This window comes from Ruegeria sp. HU-ET01832, assembly GCF_040371315.1.
GTDB lineage: Bacteria > Pseudomonadota > Alphaproteobacteria > Rhodobacterales > Rhodobacteraceae > Ruegeria > Ruegeria lacuscaerulensis_A.
The window spans coordinates 153,190-167,513 of record NZ_BAABWL010000003.1 but is presented as its reverse complement, the minus strand read 5'-3'; the positions used below and the strand labels follow the sequence as shown (position 1 = coordinate 167,513).

Here is a 14,324-nt window from a genome sequence, read left to right as displayed (position 1 = left end):
CAGGAGTTTACTGGACCTTGGCAAGCTCATCATTCATCGCGGCCACGGCAGCCGCGGCGTCGATTTCATCATCGATATACTGGCGCACAACCCGGTTGATGGCCTGACTGTTGATCATCTTGGAGGCCAGCGAAAGCTGCCCTTCGGCCACGCCCCAACGCTGCGCCACATCCAATCCGCCGACAATCTCATCGATCATTGCCTGATCATAAAGATCACCCAACGGCGCCTTGCGGTCCACGCCTACAGGCAATTCTGCCCAGGCTTCGGCAAAAGCGGTCGGGTTGTCAGCATTACCACGACGAACCGGGAACTTACCCTCGGGCGCGATTGACAAGGTTTGGGTGTACCCGTCATCCATGGCGTATTTCACAAACTCCATCGCCGCGTCCGTGTCGGCGTCATTCGTGATCCCAAAATACCGAACATCGCCCCAAGCTGCCCCATCCGGGTTGGAGGGGCCCGAGAAATTGGTGACAATCCCTGTTTTCGACGCCAGATCGCGCGAGGTCGGATCATCGTTGATTGTTGGCGGCGCGCTGTCGCGCAGACCGGCCAACTCGTCCAGAATGAAGGGCGACCAGATGATCATCGCGGCTTTGCCATCAAAATACAGCTCGCGCGATTGCTTCCAGAACAGCTCACCCGGAGGCGACGCTTTTGAAATCGCCTTGTAGAAGTCCAAGACCTCGGTTGTCTTCGCTTCGTCCAGAGGCTGGAAACCATCCGGGCCGACCGGGCTGACGCCATTGGCAAGGAACACGTGCTCCAGCACCTGGCTCATGAAGTTCTCGTCCACCTTGGTTGCGGCAACAAAACCATACATCTCGGGCGGGTTGTGCAGCTTGTCCAGCGCGGCCAAGACATTTGCATAAGAACTGGGCGCCTCAAGTCCGGCCTCGTCAAACAAGTCCTTGCGATAGACAATCATCTGCGTCCAGCCATCCACCGGCACCGACGCGGTTTCGCCGTTGAACGCAGCCATCGCCAAAGCACCCGGAGCGAATGTGCCAGCACCCAGTTCTTCGATCACCTCGGTCGCAGCTTCGGTGTCCAGAATACCAGCCTCGGCCCAAGGCAGAGCGTATTGCAAAGTGTGATAGACCACGTCCGGCAGGTCCCCGGCGGCAAATGCGGCAGTAGCACGCGTTCCCAGATCGCTTTCGGTGACCGGGATCACCTCGACTGTGGTGCCGGTTTCGACTTTGAACTGATCGGCCATCTCTTGTTGCTTGGCCAAACGCTCGGGCTGTTCCTCTGTGGTCCAGAACCGGATCGTGTCCGCTTGCGCCGACAACGCAGTCAACGCACAGGCGAGCGACGTTCCAAGCAACAGCCGGGACGCTTTGGATTTCAGTCTCATGTTAGATCTCCCCGTTTTTGGTTTGTTAGATATTGTCGTTTCTGCGCCAGTTCTTCTGGCGTCAGTCTGGGCGGGCCGTCCGAACCACCCGTAACAAGGGTGGCATCAACCAGTTCTTGTAATGTCGAGGGGTCAGCCCCTTGGATTTGCTGGATCAACAAGGTTGCCAACCGTTGCCCTGCCTTGCGCGAATCCACCGAGAAGGTTGTCAGCGCCGGGCGGGCGTATTGGCATTCCGGTACGCCGTCATAGCCAATCACCGAAATATCGCGCCCAATTTCAAAACCCTGATCCTGCGCATCCGCGCAGAACCCCAGAGCAGCCAGATCGGTCGCAAACACAATCGCTGTCGGAGGACATTCCAGCGCCATCAGCGCCCGCCCCTGCGACGCACCGTCTTCGCGCGTGCGTGCGCCCTCACGGATTAGATCCGCGTCCAAGGGCAGGCCAGCAGCCTGCATACCCTCGACATAGCCGTCACGGCGCAGATGCGCGTAGTTGAACTTGGGGTCGCTTCCAACAAAGCCGATACGCGAATGCCCAAATTCGTTCAGCCGCAAAACGGCGTTGCGCATTGCGCTTTCCCCCGCAATGTCGAACCACGAGGTTTCGTCCCACTTGTTCGGCTGCCCATAGCCGGTGCGCCCATAAAGGATATGCGGAACGTCGAGGCTACGCAGCAAACCGATGCGCGCATCCTTCACTGCTGTTCGTGGTAGAATGAATCCGTCTGCCTTGCGCTCCTGGTAAAGTCGGCTGAGTACTTTCAGCGTGTCTTTCTCGGATGTGGCCGTAGAGATGGTCATGGTCCAGTCGAGACTGCTCGCCGCTTGGCAGGCTCCGGCCAGAAAGTCCTGAAGGAAGGGATTGTGCTGATCCGGCTCTTCGCTGTTCAGAACCATCGCAATAGCTCGAACCTGCCCGGTTCGGATCGCCTGCGCGTGACTGAGCGGTCGATACCCCAAGGCCCGCGCAGCCTTTTCAACCCGCGCACGCGTGACCGGAGAAATATCAGAATACCCGTTGAGCGCCCGTGAAACCGTGCTCTTGGACAAGCCAAGATGTGCGGCCAACTCGTCCAGCTTAACTCGGCCGGACACCGTCATCTGGCTGGAATGGTTGGTTAGCGGATATGAAAGATTCGTAGTCATTAAGGGTATCTCAATGCTCCGAAACCGGTTTCGGCAACAAAAAAGTTAAAAAAAGTGCAAACTGTCTATTTTTTGGAAGTTTTGAGGATTGTCTTGGCAATTCCCGCAGCGCGCGAGAGACCAGTAAACTTATAGGCATTCACATCCACTAAGGAACCATCAAAAGTAGTGCGTTTGTTAGCGCTAGGACCAATGCGAACTTTGAAAACTTGAGACCACACTAATTCTCTGCGCAGTTCAGGCATTATTCAAACGCGCGAACAAATTGGTAGTGCCACTATCAAGCATGTTTTAGAAAGCGGGACACTTTACAAATATCCAGTAGCTTCGCGCTTGCTTTTTTAAAGTATCTTCTTTGAAGCTGCCCGACAGAAACACCTACCTTCACGGCAAGATCCGAAATACTCAGGGAAGCTTCGATAAGTATCACCAGAATCTGATACAGACTTTTGGCCATTGACGGCGTCAGTTACCGCGGATGAATGACTTTTGGTAAAACCAGCCGAAGGCCAGTTCTTGGTTTTCTTCAAAGGTGCGCAGAGTCCAAAGGGCGTGATCCTTTTTGCGGTAGTTTTCTATATCCGGTACGAAATTTCTTAACAGGATCTGGAAGAAATCACGGCCGGCTGCGGTGTCTCAGTGTTTCACACCACGCCAAACTGATTGGTTGCTCGGTACTTTGGCGTGATCGCCAGGACAGTTCCGTGGCTCAAAACTTGGCAAAAAAACCAGCGAAAACGGGTTTGTTTTGGAGTCATAGGACTCTTTTAAACCAGCAAGTCAGCAATAGTCGCTTCGCGCTATGTGCTCATTATTTTACCTTTTTGCATATTACCTTTCAACACACCAAACGAAAAGTTATCGTCGCGCATCCCAATTCTTCCCAGTAAGCTACAATTGGCATTTTGGTCAGCCAACGTTGTGCAATTACATATATTCTCAAAGTTAGGAGAAACTTCCTTGCTAAGGATATGCGGGTAATGAACAAATTGTGGCTCTAATGCCGTGCGAACGTCGTGACCCTCAAAATAACACTGCAATACACTCTTGAGATACCAAAGATCCTATTATGCGTCTTTCGAAACCGGAATGAACGCTTCAGGCTCAAGATCTTCCCAAAACTCAAAAATCTTAGAGGCATTCAACCCGGACCGCCAACCATGTGTCCGGAAGTGCTCTCGATCAAGTTCATTTTCCAACCCTGCCATGAACAGACGCTTATCAGCATCTCTTTGCGTCGGGTTTCGCCGCGAAACCAATTTCTCAACAATAGCGAACATACGTGAACGTTCCGAACGCTCGGCAGCTCTTTTTGCGTATGCCTGATCCTCCTCATACTTTTCCAGGCGCCGCAGCCGAGCAGCCTCTTTGGCTTCGGGCGAAGGTTCAACGTCGTTCTCAGGTGAGTTTGATTGGTAATCGTCCCGTAGAGCCGCTGAAAGATACCCCAGCGCAGATTTCACACTCCCCTGCCCGCTTACATATTCGAGTTTCTGTTGTACGTAGTCTTCACCGTGCTCCGCGATCCACTGACGAGCTAACCGGTCAGACACCCCTTGCTTCAGCAACTTCTTATAAACCGGCAAATTTCGAACCCCATCACTGTCGTCAATCTGGAACATTGCCTTTTGGGGGTTACCTTTAATCCTGAACCTAATATCGGTGACGGTACGACCTTTCTTTTGAAAATCCGCCTCAACCAGAATATCCGAGCTCTTGTTTACCTCTGCCACAGCCGGCTTGATAATCTTTGCGTTCAGATGCTTGAAACTACTGTAGTAGTCGCTTCCATCAACGCCCATCAACTTCCTAAAAACATCCAACGACCACCATCCAGTCGAACCGGTTCTGACAAACCTGTAACAGTTTTCATAGAGCGCCAGTCCATGACCAGAACTGAAGTTCTTCTGAATTTGCACGTTAATCAAAGCGTAAATCTTGGGGTCGTAGAGTTTTTGAGCCAGGGCTGGTGAATAGGCATATTCACAGACACCTCCCTTCAGCTTTGCAAAACTTAAAAGAGACGAAACTCCCCACTCTTGACGACCCTTTTCATCAAGCATGTCCCACTCGGCTACAGTTTCAGCCAAAGCTCGAAGGCTTGATCGCAATGTATCAAAATCGTTTGAGTTGTACCCAACCATCATCGCTAGTGTTCGCGCATCAATTGTGTGGGTTGTCGCAGACGTCAATGCATCATAGGCGTTGAGCAAAAGTACATTCGACAACTTTCGCTGCAATAGAGTCAACTTACCGCTGATGTGTATAGCAGCGACGTTCTTTTTGACTGCTTCACGGCGCAACGCACCCGAGAGACGGTCGAGGTTCAATTTCGTTTCTGGCATGATTCTGCCTGACTGCTCTTTATTGTGACATTTGACACGAAAGGTACCTCCGGAGCAAACAATTTTGGGTGCCTAAATACGGGATGACCCTTATCCTGCAGACGGGTACCCAAAGACTTTCCATCCGAACTTATCCACAGAAACCTCTGTATATTGACCACACCTCCGTAACCACGAGCCAGCGCCTATACATTTTTTGCTTTTCTCAGAGCCTAAAAGGCCAGTTTCGGCACATCCTGCGAATCGGGCCCTTTCCCACCGAATTCTGTTACCAACCGACCTGCATACGGGTACCTTTTATACCGGAGATTGGTCCCTTAACACCCGTAACCAGGTGCCCAATACGAAATAAATTGTTGTTTTAAAACGTTTTTCCAATGACAAAGATTCTAAATATCTGAAAATAAATAAACGGTTTGTTGCGTTGTTCTATTCCTTTTTTTATTCAGAACAGACCTCCAGGGCGCTCTATCCATGTTTTTTGTGGAAAACCCCGACTCACAGGATAGCGCCTACGTAAAATGTTCGCTAAGTTCGGCGATATACGCTCTAATAACGAACATACTGTGAGGCACACAAAATGAGCAAACCGACGCAACCTCCCCTGCCCCCCTACTTTAACCTAGATCCAGAGCAAGCAGCAGGGAAACTTCCAGACCCTATTGGAACCACGCGGTTTGCCAAAGCGGCAACCTTTTGTGCTAAAGGGAGGGAAGACCTGGCACTAAGAGGTTACGCTCCAGACGGAGAAAAACGCCTTCGCCGTTTTTCTATTTGGGAAATAACAAAGTACCTAATTCCGGTAGCTCCTGCGCATTTAAGACGTGTATTGAAGGCCAATCCGGAACTTCCGCAAGGAGAAGGTGAGGCCGGTTCCAAATGGTTTACTCTTGAAGAAGTTATAAGTCTCAGAAAACACTTTGCGGCAGGCGGAGTTAGTACTAAAGAATACCTGCCTTATCGTCCGGAAGGATTGCCTGCGAAAGTTGTGGCTGTCGCAAATTTCAAAGGAGGCGTTGGTAAAACGTCTACCGCAGCGCATTTGGCAATGTCAGCCGCCTTAGACGGCTACAAGGTGCTGGTTGTTGATTTGGACAGTCAAGGATCCATGACCTCTATCTTGGGCGGACGCGTAGCAGATGAGTGGCAAACAGTTTTCCCCCTGATAGCAAAAGACTATGCGCGTGCGGTTCAGGAAGAGAACCGTGTGCGAAGCGCCGCAGGACAGCCAGAAATAGCCCTGGATGAAACTCTAGAAGAGGCGATGAAAACCTCGCCAAAAGACGTAATTCAAAAAACACATTGGCCAAACATTGACCTTATCGGAGCGCAGTTGAACCTCTACTGGGCCGAGTTTCAGATACCTGTGTGGCGAATGGGACTTCGGAGTTGGCCGTTGTGGGATGGCTTGACAAATTTCTTAGAGGACGAGGGGGTTCTGAGTGACTACGATATTGTCTTTCTCGATACCCCTCCTGCACTTGGGTACCTTACAATCAACGCTCTTGCAGCCGCTGACATTCTTTTGGTGCCGTTGGGGGCCTCGTTCCTTGAATTTGATTCAACGGGCAGATTCTTCGATATGCTCTACACGACTTTCGCCAGTATTGAGGACGGAGAGAATGCGGCCTTGAGGGCCGCAGGCCTACCGGAACTGAAATTTGAATGGGACGTTGTTCGGGCCATCATAACCAGGTTTGACGCCAGCCAGCAAACAGACATGGCGAATGTCATCCAAGCCTATTTTGGTGACTTTATGAATGCTTACCGGCAAGATTTTACTGCACTTGTAGGGCAGGCGGGCGAGCAAGTTAACGGCATCTATGAAGCGGATTACAGGGACTTCAATCGGGAAACCTACGTCAGAGGGCGGGAAACGTTTGATCGCACATACGCAGAATTCAAAGAAGTCCTGATCGGTTGCTGGTGGCGCGACGCAAATATGGGAGGTGAGAGCAATGGCTAAACGTAGAAGACTTTCGGTGCCAGACACTAAGGAGCTCAAAGAGATCGAGGAAGGTTTCGCCGCGAAACCATCGTTGAATCCATTTGAGGGTTCTGGTGTCACGCCCCCAATAGCGCAAGTTGCTGCAGAAGCTGCCATGCTAAACGGTATGACGTCCGTCACTGATCGGGCTGCTTTGGCGAAAGATCAAGGAGACGCGTCCAAATGGCGCGCAGCACAGGACGCCGGATTGGTCGCTGAAAAGCTGCCTATTGAAGCGATTGATCCTGACTTCATTCGTCGCGACCGTATGGTCGAGGACGAAGAGGCGATGGGCGAGTTGCTAGAATCGCTTCGGGAAAACGGATTGAGAACGCCAATTGAGGTGACGCAAAGCGGCGAAAGCTATGGGCTGATTTCCGGCTTTCGACGACTGGTGGCCTTCCGCCGTCTATCTCAAACGGATCCGCGGTTTGCCAAAATCCCGGCATTTGTGCGCCAAGCTGGAACGGGGCAGGGAGCCTACGTTTCGATGGTCGAAGAGAATGAACTGAGAGCAAATCTTAGCCCATACGAACGAGGTCGCATTGCCGTATTGGCTGCGGGGCAGGGGGTTTTTTCCTCGACCGAGGAGGCGGTGGATGTTTTGTTTGCAGCGGCTTCTAAAGCCAAGCGCTCGAAAGTCAGAAGTTTTGCCCTCGTGCACGAAGCATTGGGGGATGTTTTGAGTTATCCTATTGATTTAACAGAGAAAATAGGATTATCCCTTGCGGCTGCTTTGCGTTCGGGCGCTCAGCTGGAGCTTCGGAATGCCCTGGTCGCTTCTGAGCCGAATGATGCGAAGTCAGAATGGGCTGTTCTAAACGCAGCACTAAAATCTTTGAACCAACCCGACAAAAACAAGTCGCGGGGAGGTAGGCCTCAGCAAGTGCAAAAACTGACTTCTGTCGCGTTGTCCGGTGGAGGCAAGGTGGTCGGCGAATTGTCGGCCAATGAAGTGCGTATCCGCATTCAGATTGAAGACGTTTCAGTCGAGGAAGCTCAGGCGTTGCTTGAAAAGATTGCTAGCATTCTGACCTAGGTCACGTTCCATTCTGTAAGCCTCGGGTTCGAAGGTTGGCTGTGCTCTGTCTTCGTTGAGAGAGAACAGAGCGCATCTACTTCAACTGGCATGAAATGATCAGGTTTTAGCTGCTCTGCAAAGCTGGGCGTGAAATGTCAACGTTTAAGTGGCTAAGAGATTTGCAGGTACGCTGGCCGTCTTCCGAGAAAAAAGTTTTCGAATAGCCATGCCGGAAATACCAAAACCGGAAGCTAAATGGTCCTGCGGTTTGATCGGAGTTGCTCGGAAGTCTACGATCCATGTCTGTTGTCTGAGTCACAAGCAAGAGCCGTACTACGGACTATGAAGTGTACCTGCCGAGGTGAAAAGCAGGGCTATCGATTACTGCGCGCATTTCAGAAGACAGAAAAATTTAACAGGAAAAGGTTGCTAGTTGTGGTGAACCAAAAGACAGCTAGGGTTAAAGAACCTAACATCGCCATACACTTGTAATTTGACCTCAAAGCAGTGCTCAAAAATTGTAAAAAATGGGCATTAAAGGCAATGCTCTGTTAAAAAAATTGTGTCGTAAACTTCTTTGAGGACCAACGTCGGCGACATGATTTTCAACAGATCTCCAGAAACGCATAGCTTTGCAGAACCCACACCACATTGCCTGCGGCATCACAGGTGATCGGGAGCTTAGTGGCGCCGATGAACCCGTCGGAAACGTCCTCGAAAGAATGAAGATTGCTGATCCAGCTGTTCATAGGCGGCAGCATTGGCAGCTTTGGTACGAGTGCTGGCCAGACTCGCATCCGCCTTCCATGCGGTCACGACAATGTGGGCTAACGTTGAGCGCATTGTTTCATCAAGGCCGCTTTACTTGGCGGTCTGTGCGATTGGGCTCAGGCCCAACGTGTCGATACGGCGGAACAGGATGACGGCCGGCCGGGCGATCGGATGCATGGTCAGCGACACCGCCAGCGCCAGTTCCTCACGGCTCAGTTCCGAGATGACGCGCGAGCTGACCCGCCCGGGTGAATTGCCAGCAGCATGGTCCCTGCAGCAAGTATGGGTGCAGGTCAAAGGTCAGCGCGACATAAAAAGCCTTGATGAACTGCCCGGTGACTTAACAGAACACGCTGGTCATTAGCGTTCTGCCGGCAAGAAACACTCGGGCAAAATCGACGATTGTCAGACTCAGGCTCAATCAAAACATGATAAAGGCCCGCGCAAGCGACAAGATCATCTCAATCGCTAGTTACGTTTTTCCCTCCCGATGGCGCCTGTTGTTCCGGGCCTCCCCGGCCGTCAGGCTTTGAATTCGACCGCGAATGCGTAATTGCCCAGCCTACGGGCCAGGTTATCCTGACCGGTGTCCGCTTTCAGCCACGCGATGATCCCGCGCTGGCTGTCGGGTGTGACTTCAAGGCTGTCGATCGTGGCCTCCACCGCCTCGGCCTCGGCGCGGATGGTACGCTCGATCTCGAGCATGTTGAGCGTGGGTTTGTGGATTTTTCCGATGGCCGTCAGCGGCAGTTCATCCAGACGGATGAACGCCTTGGGCAGCGCGGCCCGTTCCGGGATATTGTCCTGCGCGTATGCGGCCAGATCCTGCGGAGTTACATCGCGGCCCGTTGTGGATTGATAATACAGCACGGGCAGCTCGCCGGCTTTTTCGTCGGGGCGGCCGATGGCAGCCGCCAGGACGATATCGGGATGGGCGTGCATCGCCTCTTCGATCATCTTAGGGTCGATGTTGTGGCCACCGCGAATGATCAGCTCTTTCTTGCGACCGGTCACCCAGAAATAGCCATCCGCATCCTGCCGCGCCAGATCACCTACGGCAAAAGGCCCCATCGCCAGACCAAACCCGGTCAGCGCCGTGTCGACGTCAAACGGGCTGGCCCCGGCCAGAACCGTAGCGTTGTTCACCTATTGATACTGCGACAGGATGCGGTTGCCGATGAACCCGTCACAGACCCCCGCGCGCACCGCGATCTTGCCCGGCTTTTTGGCCAGCGCAAAGCCCGTCGCCGTCACATCCGAGGCCGTGGCATCACACACCACAACTTCGAGCAGTCGCATCACATGGGCGGGTGAGAAGAAATGCAACCCGATCACATCAGCGGGCCGGTCTGTCATCTGCGCAATCGCGTTCAGATCCAGATATGAGGTGTTCGAAGCCAAAATCGCGCCCGGGTTCGGCGTTTGTGCCGAAGATTGCCTGGAGAAAACGGGTCTGACCCTGTTCGAATTGTACGATTCCGCGACAAAGGTGATGATCGGGCAGGAATTGACGGCGATCGAGAATTTCCTGCGTCACAAACCCTATGAACCCGGTGTGGGTATCGGAATTGGCCGCCGCATCCGGTCCGAAACACTGGGGATCTGGGGTTATGCCCTGTTATCCAGCCCGACCTTCCGCGCCAGCCTCGCCACTGCGATGGACTATGCGCGCCTGTCTTTCATGATAGCACGGATGGATCTGGTTAAGCAGGGCGACGAGGCGCTGATCACCTTCGATACATCGCCGTTGCCGCAAAACCTGCGAAAATTCCTACTGGAGCGGCACCTGACCGTTCTGTTCAACTTTGCCTCTGTCTTATTGCCTGAAAGTCTTGCGGCGAAGACGACGTTTCGCACCATGGAATATGACGCAGGTTTTGCCACCGTATTGAACCGGGAACTTGGGCTGGTTGTTGAATGCAGCAAACGAATGAATGCGGTGGTGATCCCTCGGTCGCTGCTGGATTTGGCCCCGCCGCAACATGACCCCGAGAAGCTGGCCATGTGTCTCAAGCAATGCGAGGCGCTTCAGGGCAGCGGCGCGCAGAACACCTGGACGGCGCAGGTTCAGGATGCGATTCTGTCGGATATCTCGAACGCACCGACGATCAAATCGGTGGCTCAGACCCTAAAGACCAGCGATCGGACGCTGGCCAGGCGGCTGGCCGAGGAAGGGTCAAGTTTTCGTACCATTCTTGTTCGGGTCCGGTTGGCTATCGCGCATGAGTTGCTGACCACCACCAATCTGAGCGTATCCAAGGTCGCCTGGCGCGCGGGCTATGCCGAACCGTCAAGCTTCATGCGCGCGTTCACAAAGGAGTACGGATACACGCCGGGCAAAGCAGGGCGGAAAATCTGAGTGGGTGTTAGCTGAATTGTGCCTTCTGGTTGGCGAAGCACAGCGTCAGATAATCATACACCGCGCGAATACTGGGGTTTTCGTGCAATTCGGGGTGCGCGGTCAGCCAGATTTCCATTTCGATCAGAGGTTCTTTCTCCAGAACGCGCACAAGGTCATAATGGCGCGCGGCGTGAAAGCTGTAGATCGGGCCAATGCCCAAATTGGCCCGAACGGCCCGCATCACCCCCAGAACATTGCGCAGGCGCAGCGCCGTATTGCCATGGCGGGTGACGGCGTCGACTTCGGAAGCGAACCTGCGCGACCCTTCGATGGCGATGGTGCGATGATCGGACAGATCGGCAATGGTCTGTGGGGCACCGAACTTTTCGACATAGGTCACCGACGCGAAATAGCCGACTTTCATCACGCCGACTTTCTTGGCGATCAGTTCTTTCTGGGTCGGGCGTACAAGCCGGATCGCCACATCCGATTTCCGGTTGAGAAGGTCGGTCAAACGATTGTCAGTGACCATTTCAATGGAATTTTCGGGGTAGGCTGTAACAAACTCCGGCAGTTGATCGATAAGCCATGCATTTGTGACGGCCTCGGTTGCGGAAATCCGCACGGTGCCCCCCAGAATGTCTTCGCCTTCCCAGGCGTTGCTTTCGATTTTCTTGGAGGTTAACTGCATCTGCTTAGCGATAGCCTGCAGGCGCTTGCCCGCCTCGGTCACTTTGAAATGCCGCGGGCCGTGCACCAGAAGCTGCGCGCCCAGCTGTTCTTCCAGCGCTGCGATGCGGCGACTGAGCGTAGGCTGACTGATCCGCAGACCGATTGCGGCCTGTGTCAGACTGCCGACCTCGACAGTTGCCAGAAAATCGCGGACGCCGTTCCAGTCCAGCGGTTCATTCATCGGTGCTCCGATCGCTATTGTGCCCGTTTGAAACTGCAAAAAACCACTGCAAGATGTCAGAGAGTGCAGGGGCGCAACCGCTCAATATACTATTCATTTTTGAATGAATGCTATACTTAAGCGGCAATTTCCTGCCAAAAAAGAATATGCATCATGGTGTAGATGATCCGTCAGCGGGTTGGGCAACCATAGGTGGAAACAGGAGGACCACCCATGGTGTTGCGGATGCAGCGGACACCCGACGGTACACAGGCCGGGTTTTGGCGGGCGACCAATTCCTCCCAAATGATAGCGCAAGCGAAACGAGCACAGAAAGGAATCATGACAGTATGACGCGCCCCATCAGCCTGGAATACAACGGCGAGGTTGCCGTCATTCAATCCGACAATCCGCCGGTAAATGCTTTGTCGCACGCGGTTAGCTCCGGGCTGAAGGACGCTTTTTTACAAGTGATGTCAGAGGGTAAGGCGCGGGCGATTGTTCTGATCTGCGAGGGCCGCAGTTTCTTTGCCGGCGCCGATATCCGGGAATTCGGCGGCCCGATGCTAGAGCCGGTTTTGCCAGATCTGATCAACCAGATCGAGTCCTGTCCGATCCCTGTTGTGTCGGCGATTCACGGCACAGCTCTTGGCGGCGGCCTACAAGTGGCGATGGGCACACATTACCGCGTGGCGGCCGACTCGGGCCAGTTGGGTTTGCCCAAAGTTAGTCTGGGGCTTTTGCCGGGCGCGGGCGGTACGCAACGCCTGCCGCGTTTGGTGCCGATGGATGACGCGGCTGGCATGATTACCGGTGGTCGGCCGATCAGGGCGCAAAAGGCGATTGAGATTGGTCTAGTCGACAAGGTGGTGCCCCTGGCCGATTTGCGGGCTGAGGTGCTGGCTTTTGCGCAGGCTTTGATCCGCGAAGGGAAAAGCCCCCGACCCACCAGCGTAAATGACTGCGATCAGATGAATGAGAACCGGTTTGCTGCTCTGTGCGACGAGGTGCGAAAATCGGCGCGCGGATCGGTTGCGCCATTAAAATGCCTTGAGGCGCTTGAGGCCGCCATGCTGTTGCCCTTCGATGAAGGTCTGGCGAAAGAACGGGCGCTGTTTTTGGATCTTGTGCAAAGCGATCAGCACGCGGCCTTGACCCATACATTCTTTGCCGAACGGCAGGTGGGCAAGCTGCCGGAAATCAGGGGGGTCAGCCCCAGGGACATTGCCACTGTCGGGGTTGTTGGTGGCGGCACGATGGGGGCGGGCATCACTGTATGCTCTCTTTTGTCCGGCCTTGACGTGACACTGATCGAACGCGACACCGAGTCTGTCGATCGGGCAACCTCAACCGTTTCAAAGCTGCTGATGGGAGCCGTGAAGCGTGGCAAGCTCAGCCAGCAGGCCTGTGACGCGATCCTGTCCGGCAGCTTCCGGGCCTCGACCGACTATACGGATCTGGCGCAGGCTGATCTGGTGATCGAGGCCGTGTTTGAAAGCATGGAGGTCAAGAAAGAGATTTTTGGCACGCTGGATCAGGTCTGCCGTCCGGGCGCTATTTTGGCATCGAACACCTCATATCTGGATCTGAACGCGATTGCGCAGATGACAGGCCGGCCTGCTAATGTGATCGGGTTGCATTTCTTCTCACCCGCCCATGTGATGCGACTGCTCGAAGTTGTAGTGGGTAATGCCACAGCCCCGGATGTGACGGCGACGGGTTTTGCGCTGGCCAAGAGGCTTGGCAAGATCGCGGTGCGCGCGGGGGTCTGTGACGGGTTCATCGGTAACCGCATCCTGTCGCAGTATCAAAAGGCGAACAACGCCACGGTTCTGGCCGGGGCCAGCCCGTTTGACGTCGACGCGGCGCTGACCGGGTTTGGTCTGGCGATGGGGCCTTTTGCCGTGGGCGATCTGGCGGGGCTGGATATCGGCTGGGCCAACCGCAAACGTCCGGCCCCCACGCGCGACCCCGGAGAGGTCTATCCCGAATTCGCCGACCGCCTGTGCGAGATGGGCCGCTTTGGCCGCAAGACGGGCCGGGGGTTTTACATCTATGACGACGCAGCGCCCAATGGCCGCCCCGACCCCGAGGTTGAAGAGATAATCGCCGAAGAGCGCGCGGAAAAGGGCATTGCTCCACGTGCGATCGACGCGTCAGAGATCGTGGAACGCTATATGGCAGCGATGGTGAATGAGGCCGCGCGGATTGTCGAAGAAGGCATCGCGCTGCGGCCGCTGGACGTGGATGTAACCTTGCTAAACGGCTACGGCTTTCCACGCTGGCGCGGTGGGCCAATGCAGTATGCCGACACCGTTGGTATTTCCAAAATCCTGTCTGATATTAACCGCTTTACCGAAGACGACCCGCGTTTCTGGCAGGCGGCCCCTTTACTGGAACGTCTTGCGCAAGAGGATCGTTCCTTCGCTAGCCTGAACACCCAAGGAGAGTAG

General features: G+C 54.2%; 11 protein-coding genes and 1 pseudogene. 5 read left to right on the top strand and 7 right to left on the bottom strand.

The window, feature by feature from the left end:
- Positions 1–7: 7 nt before the first annotated feature.
- From ABWV79_RS10730 to ABWV79_RS10720, 3 genes are all read right to left on the bottom strand, one after another.
- Complete coding sequence (locus ABWV79_RS10730; protein ID WP_353391864.1) at positions 8–1,363, bottom strand: ABC transporter substrate-binding protein; 1,356 nt, start codon at positions 1,361–1,363, stop codon at positions 8–10.
- Complete coding sequence (locus tag ABWV79_RS10725) at positions 1,360–2,514, bottom strand: LacI family DNA-binding transcriptional regulator (RefSeq protein WP_353391862.1); 1,155 nt, start codon at positions 2,512–2,514, stop codon at positions 1,360–1,362. Before ABWV79_RS10725 ends, ABWV79_RS10730 begins: the two co-directional genes overlap by 4 nt.
- Before the next feature lie 1,067 nt (positions 2,515–3,581).
- The gene (locus tag ABWV79_RS10720) at positions 3,582–4,859 is read right to left on the bottom strand and encodes a replication initiation protein (RefSeq protein WP_170355249.1); all 1,278 of its coding nucleotides are present in this window, start codon (positions 4,857–4,859) and stop codon (positions 3,582–3,584) included.
- 580 nt (positions 4,860–5,439) lie between these two features.
- Between ABWV79_RS10720 and ABWV79_RS10715 the strand changes: the two genes are divergently transcribed.
- Positions 5,440–6,825 carry an AAA family ATPase gene (locus tag ABWV79_RS10715; RefSeq protein ID WP_353391861.1) on the top strand — a complete coding sequence of 462 codons (1,386 nt, stop codon included), beginning with the start codon at positions 5,440–5,442 and terminating at the stop codon, positions 6,823–6,825.
- Positions 6,818–7,885, top strand: a complete 1,068-nt coding sequence (locus ABWV79_RS10710; protein WP_353391860.1) for a ParB/RepB/Spo0J family partition protein — start codon at positions 6,818–6,820, stop codon at positions 7,883–7,885. Before ABWV79_RS10715 ends, ABWV79_RS10710 begins: the two co-directional genes overlap by 8 nt.
- A gap of 587 nt (positions 7,886–8,472) precedes the next feature.
- Here ABWV79_RS10710 and ABWV79_RS10705 read toward each other — a convergent pair.
- Complete coding sequence (locus ABWV79_RS10705) at positions 8,473–8,628, bottom strand: hypothetical protein (protein WP_353391859.1); 156 nt, start codon at positions 8,626–8,628, stop codon at positions 8,473–8,475.
- Between the two features lie 158 nt (positions 8,629–8,786).
- Between ABWV79_RS10705 and ABWV79_RS10700 the strand changes: the two genes are divergently transcribed.
- Complete coding sequence (locus ABWV79_RS10700) at positions 8,787–9,002, top strand: hypothetical protein (protein WP_353391858.1); 216 nt, start codon at positions 8,787–8,789, stop codon at positions 9,000–9,002.
- Positions 9,003–9,160: 158 nt separating this feature from the next.
- On the opposite strand, the gene ABWV79_RS22305 is transcribed toward ABWV79_RS10700, so the two are convergent.
- Together ABWV79_RS22305 and ABWV79_RS22300 are read right to left on the bottom strand one after the other, a co-directional pair.
- A complete protein-coding gene (locus tag ABWV79_RS22305) occupies positions 9,161–9,580 on the bottom strand; it encodes an AMP-binding enzyme (RefSeq protein ID WP_502949861.1) in 420 nt (139 codons plus the stop codon).
- Positions 9,581–9,637: 57 nt separating this feature from the next.
- Positions 9,638–10,051, bottom strand: a pseudogene (locus ABWV79_RS22300) (3-hydroxyacyl-CoA dehydrogenase family protein); the annotation flags it as partial.
- Here ABWV79_RS22300 and ABWV79_RS10690 point away from each other — a divergent pair.
- Positions 10,026–10,997 carry an AraC family transcriptional regulator gene (locus ABWV79_RS10690; RefSeq protein ID WP_353391857.1) on the top strand — a complete coding sequence of 324 codons (972 nt, stop codon included), beginning with the start codon at positions 10,026–10,028 and terminating at the stop codon, positions 10,995–10,997. The pseudogene ABWV79_RS22300 and the gene ABWV79_RS10690 sit on opposite strands and share 26 nt — an antisense overlap.
- Before the next feature lie 7 nt (positions 10,998–11,004).
- Here ABWV79_RS10690 and ABWV79_RS10685 read toward each other — a convergent pair whose 3' ends face one another.
- Positions 11,005–11,892, bottom strand: a complete 888-nt coding sequence (locus tag ABWV79_RS10685; protein ID WP_353391856.1) for a LysR family transcriptional regulator — start codon at positions 11,890–11,892, stop codon at positions 11,005–11,007.
- 329 nt (positions 11,893–12,221) lie between these two features.
- Between ABWV79_RS10685 and ABWV79_RS10680 the strand changes: the two genes are divergently transcribed.
- Positions 12,222–14,324, top strand: a complete 2,103-nt coding sequence (locus ABWV79_RS10680; RefSeq protein WP_353391854.1) for a 3-hydroxyacyl-CoA dehydrogenase NAD-binding domain-containing protein — start codon at positions 12,222–12,224, stop codon at positions 14,322–14,324.

What these genes read in the sequence shown, in the direction of transcription:
- ABWV79_RS10730 (WP_353391864.1), bottom strand. Translation starts at nt 1,363, where the DNA reads ATGAGACTGAAATCCAAAGCGTCCCGGCTGTTGCTTGGAACGTCGCTC.
- ABWV79_RS10725 (WP_353391862.1), bottom strand. Translation starts at nt 2,514, where the DNA reads ATGACTACGAATCTTTCATATCCGCTAACCAACCATTCCAGCCAGATG.
- ABWV79_RS10720 (WP_170355249.1), bottom strand. Translation starts at nt 4,859, where the DNA reads ATGCCAGAAACGAAATTGAACCTCGACCGTCTCTCGGGTGCGTTGCGC.
- ABWV79_RS10715 (WP_353391861.1), top strand. Translation starts at nt 5,440, where the DNA reads ATGAGCAAACCGACGCAACCTCCCCTGCCCCCCTACTTTAACCTAGAT.
- ABWV79_RS10710 (WP_353391860.1), top strand. Translation starts at nt 6,818, where the DNA reads ATGGCTAAACGTAGAAGACTTTCGGTGCCAGACACTAAGGAGCTCAAA.
- ABWV79_RS10705 (WP_353391859.1), bottom strand. Translation starts at nt 8,628, where the DNA reads ATGCTGCCGCCTATGAACAGCTGGATCAGCAATCTTCATTCTTTCGAG.
- ABWV79_RS10700 (WP_353391858.1), top strand. Translation starts at nt 8,787, where the DNA reads ATGACGGCCGGCCGGGCGATCGGATGCATGGTCAGCGACACCGCCAGC.
- ABWV79_RS22305 (WP_502949861.1), bottom strand. Translation starts at nt 9,580, where the DNA reads ATGCACGCCCATCCCGATATCGTCCTGGCGGCTGCCATCGGCCGCCCC.
- ABWV79_RS10685 (WP_353391856.1), bottom strand. Translation starts at nt 11,892, where the DNA reads ATGAATGAACCGCTGGACTGGAACGGCGTCCGCGATTTTCTGGCAACT.
- ABWV79_RS10680 (WP_353391854.1), top strand. Translation starts at nt 12,222, where the DNA reads ATGACGCGCCCCATCAGCCTGGAATACAACGGCGAGGTTGCCGTCATT.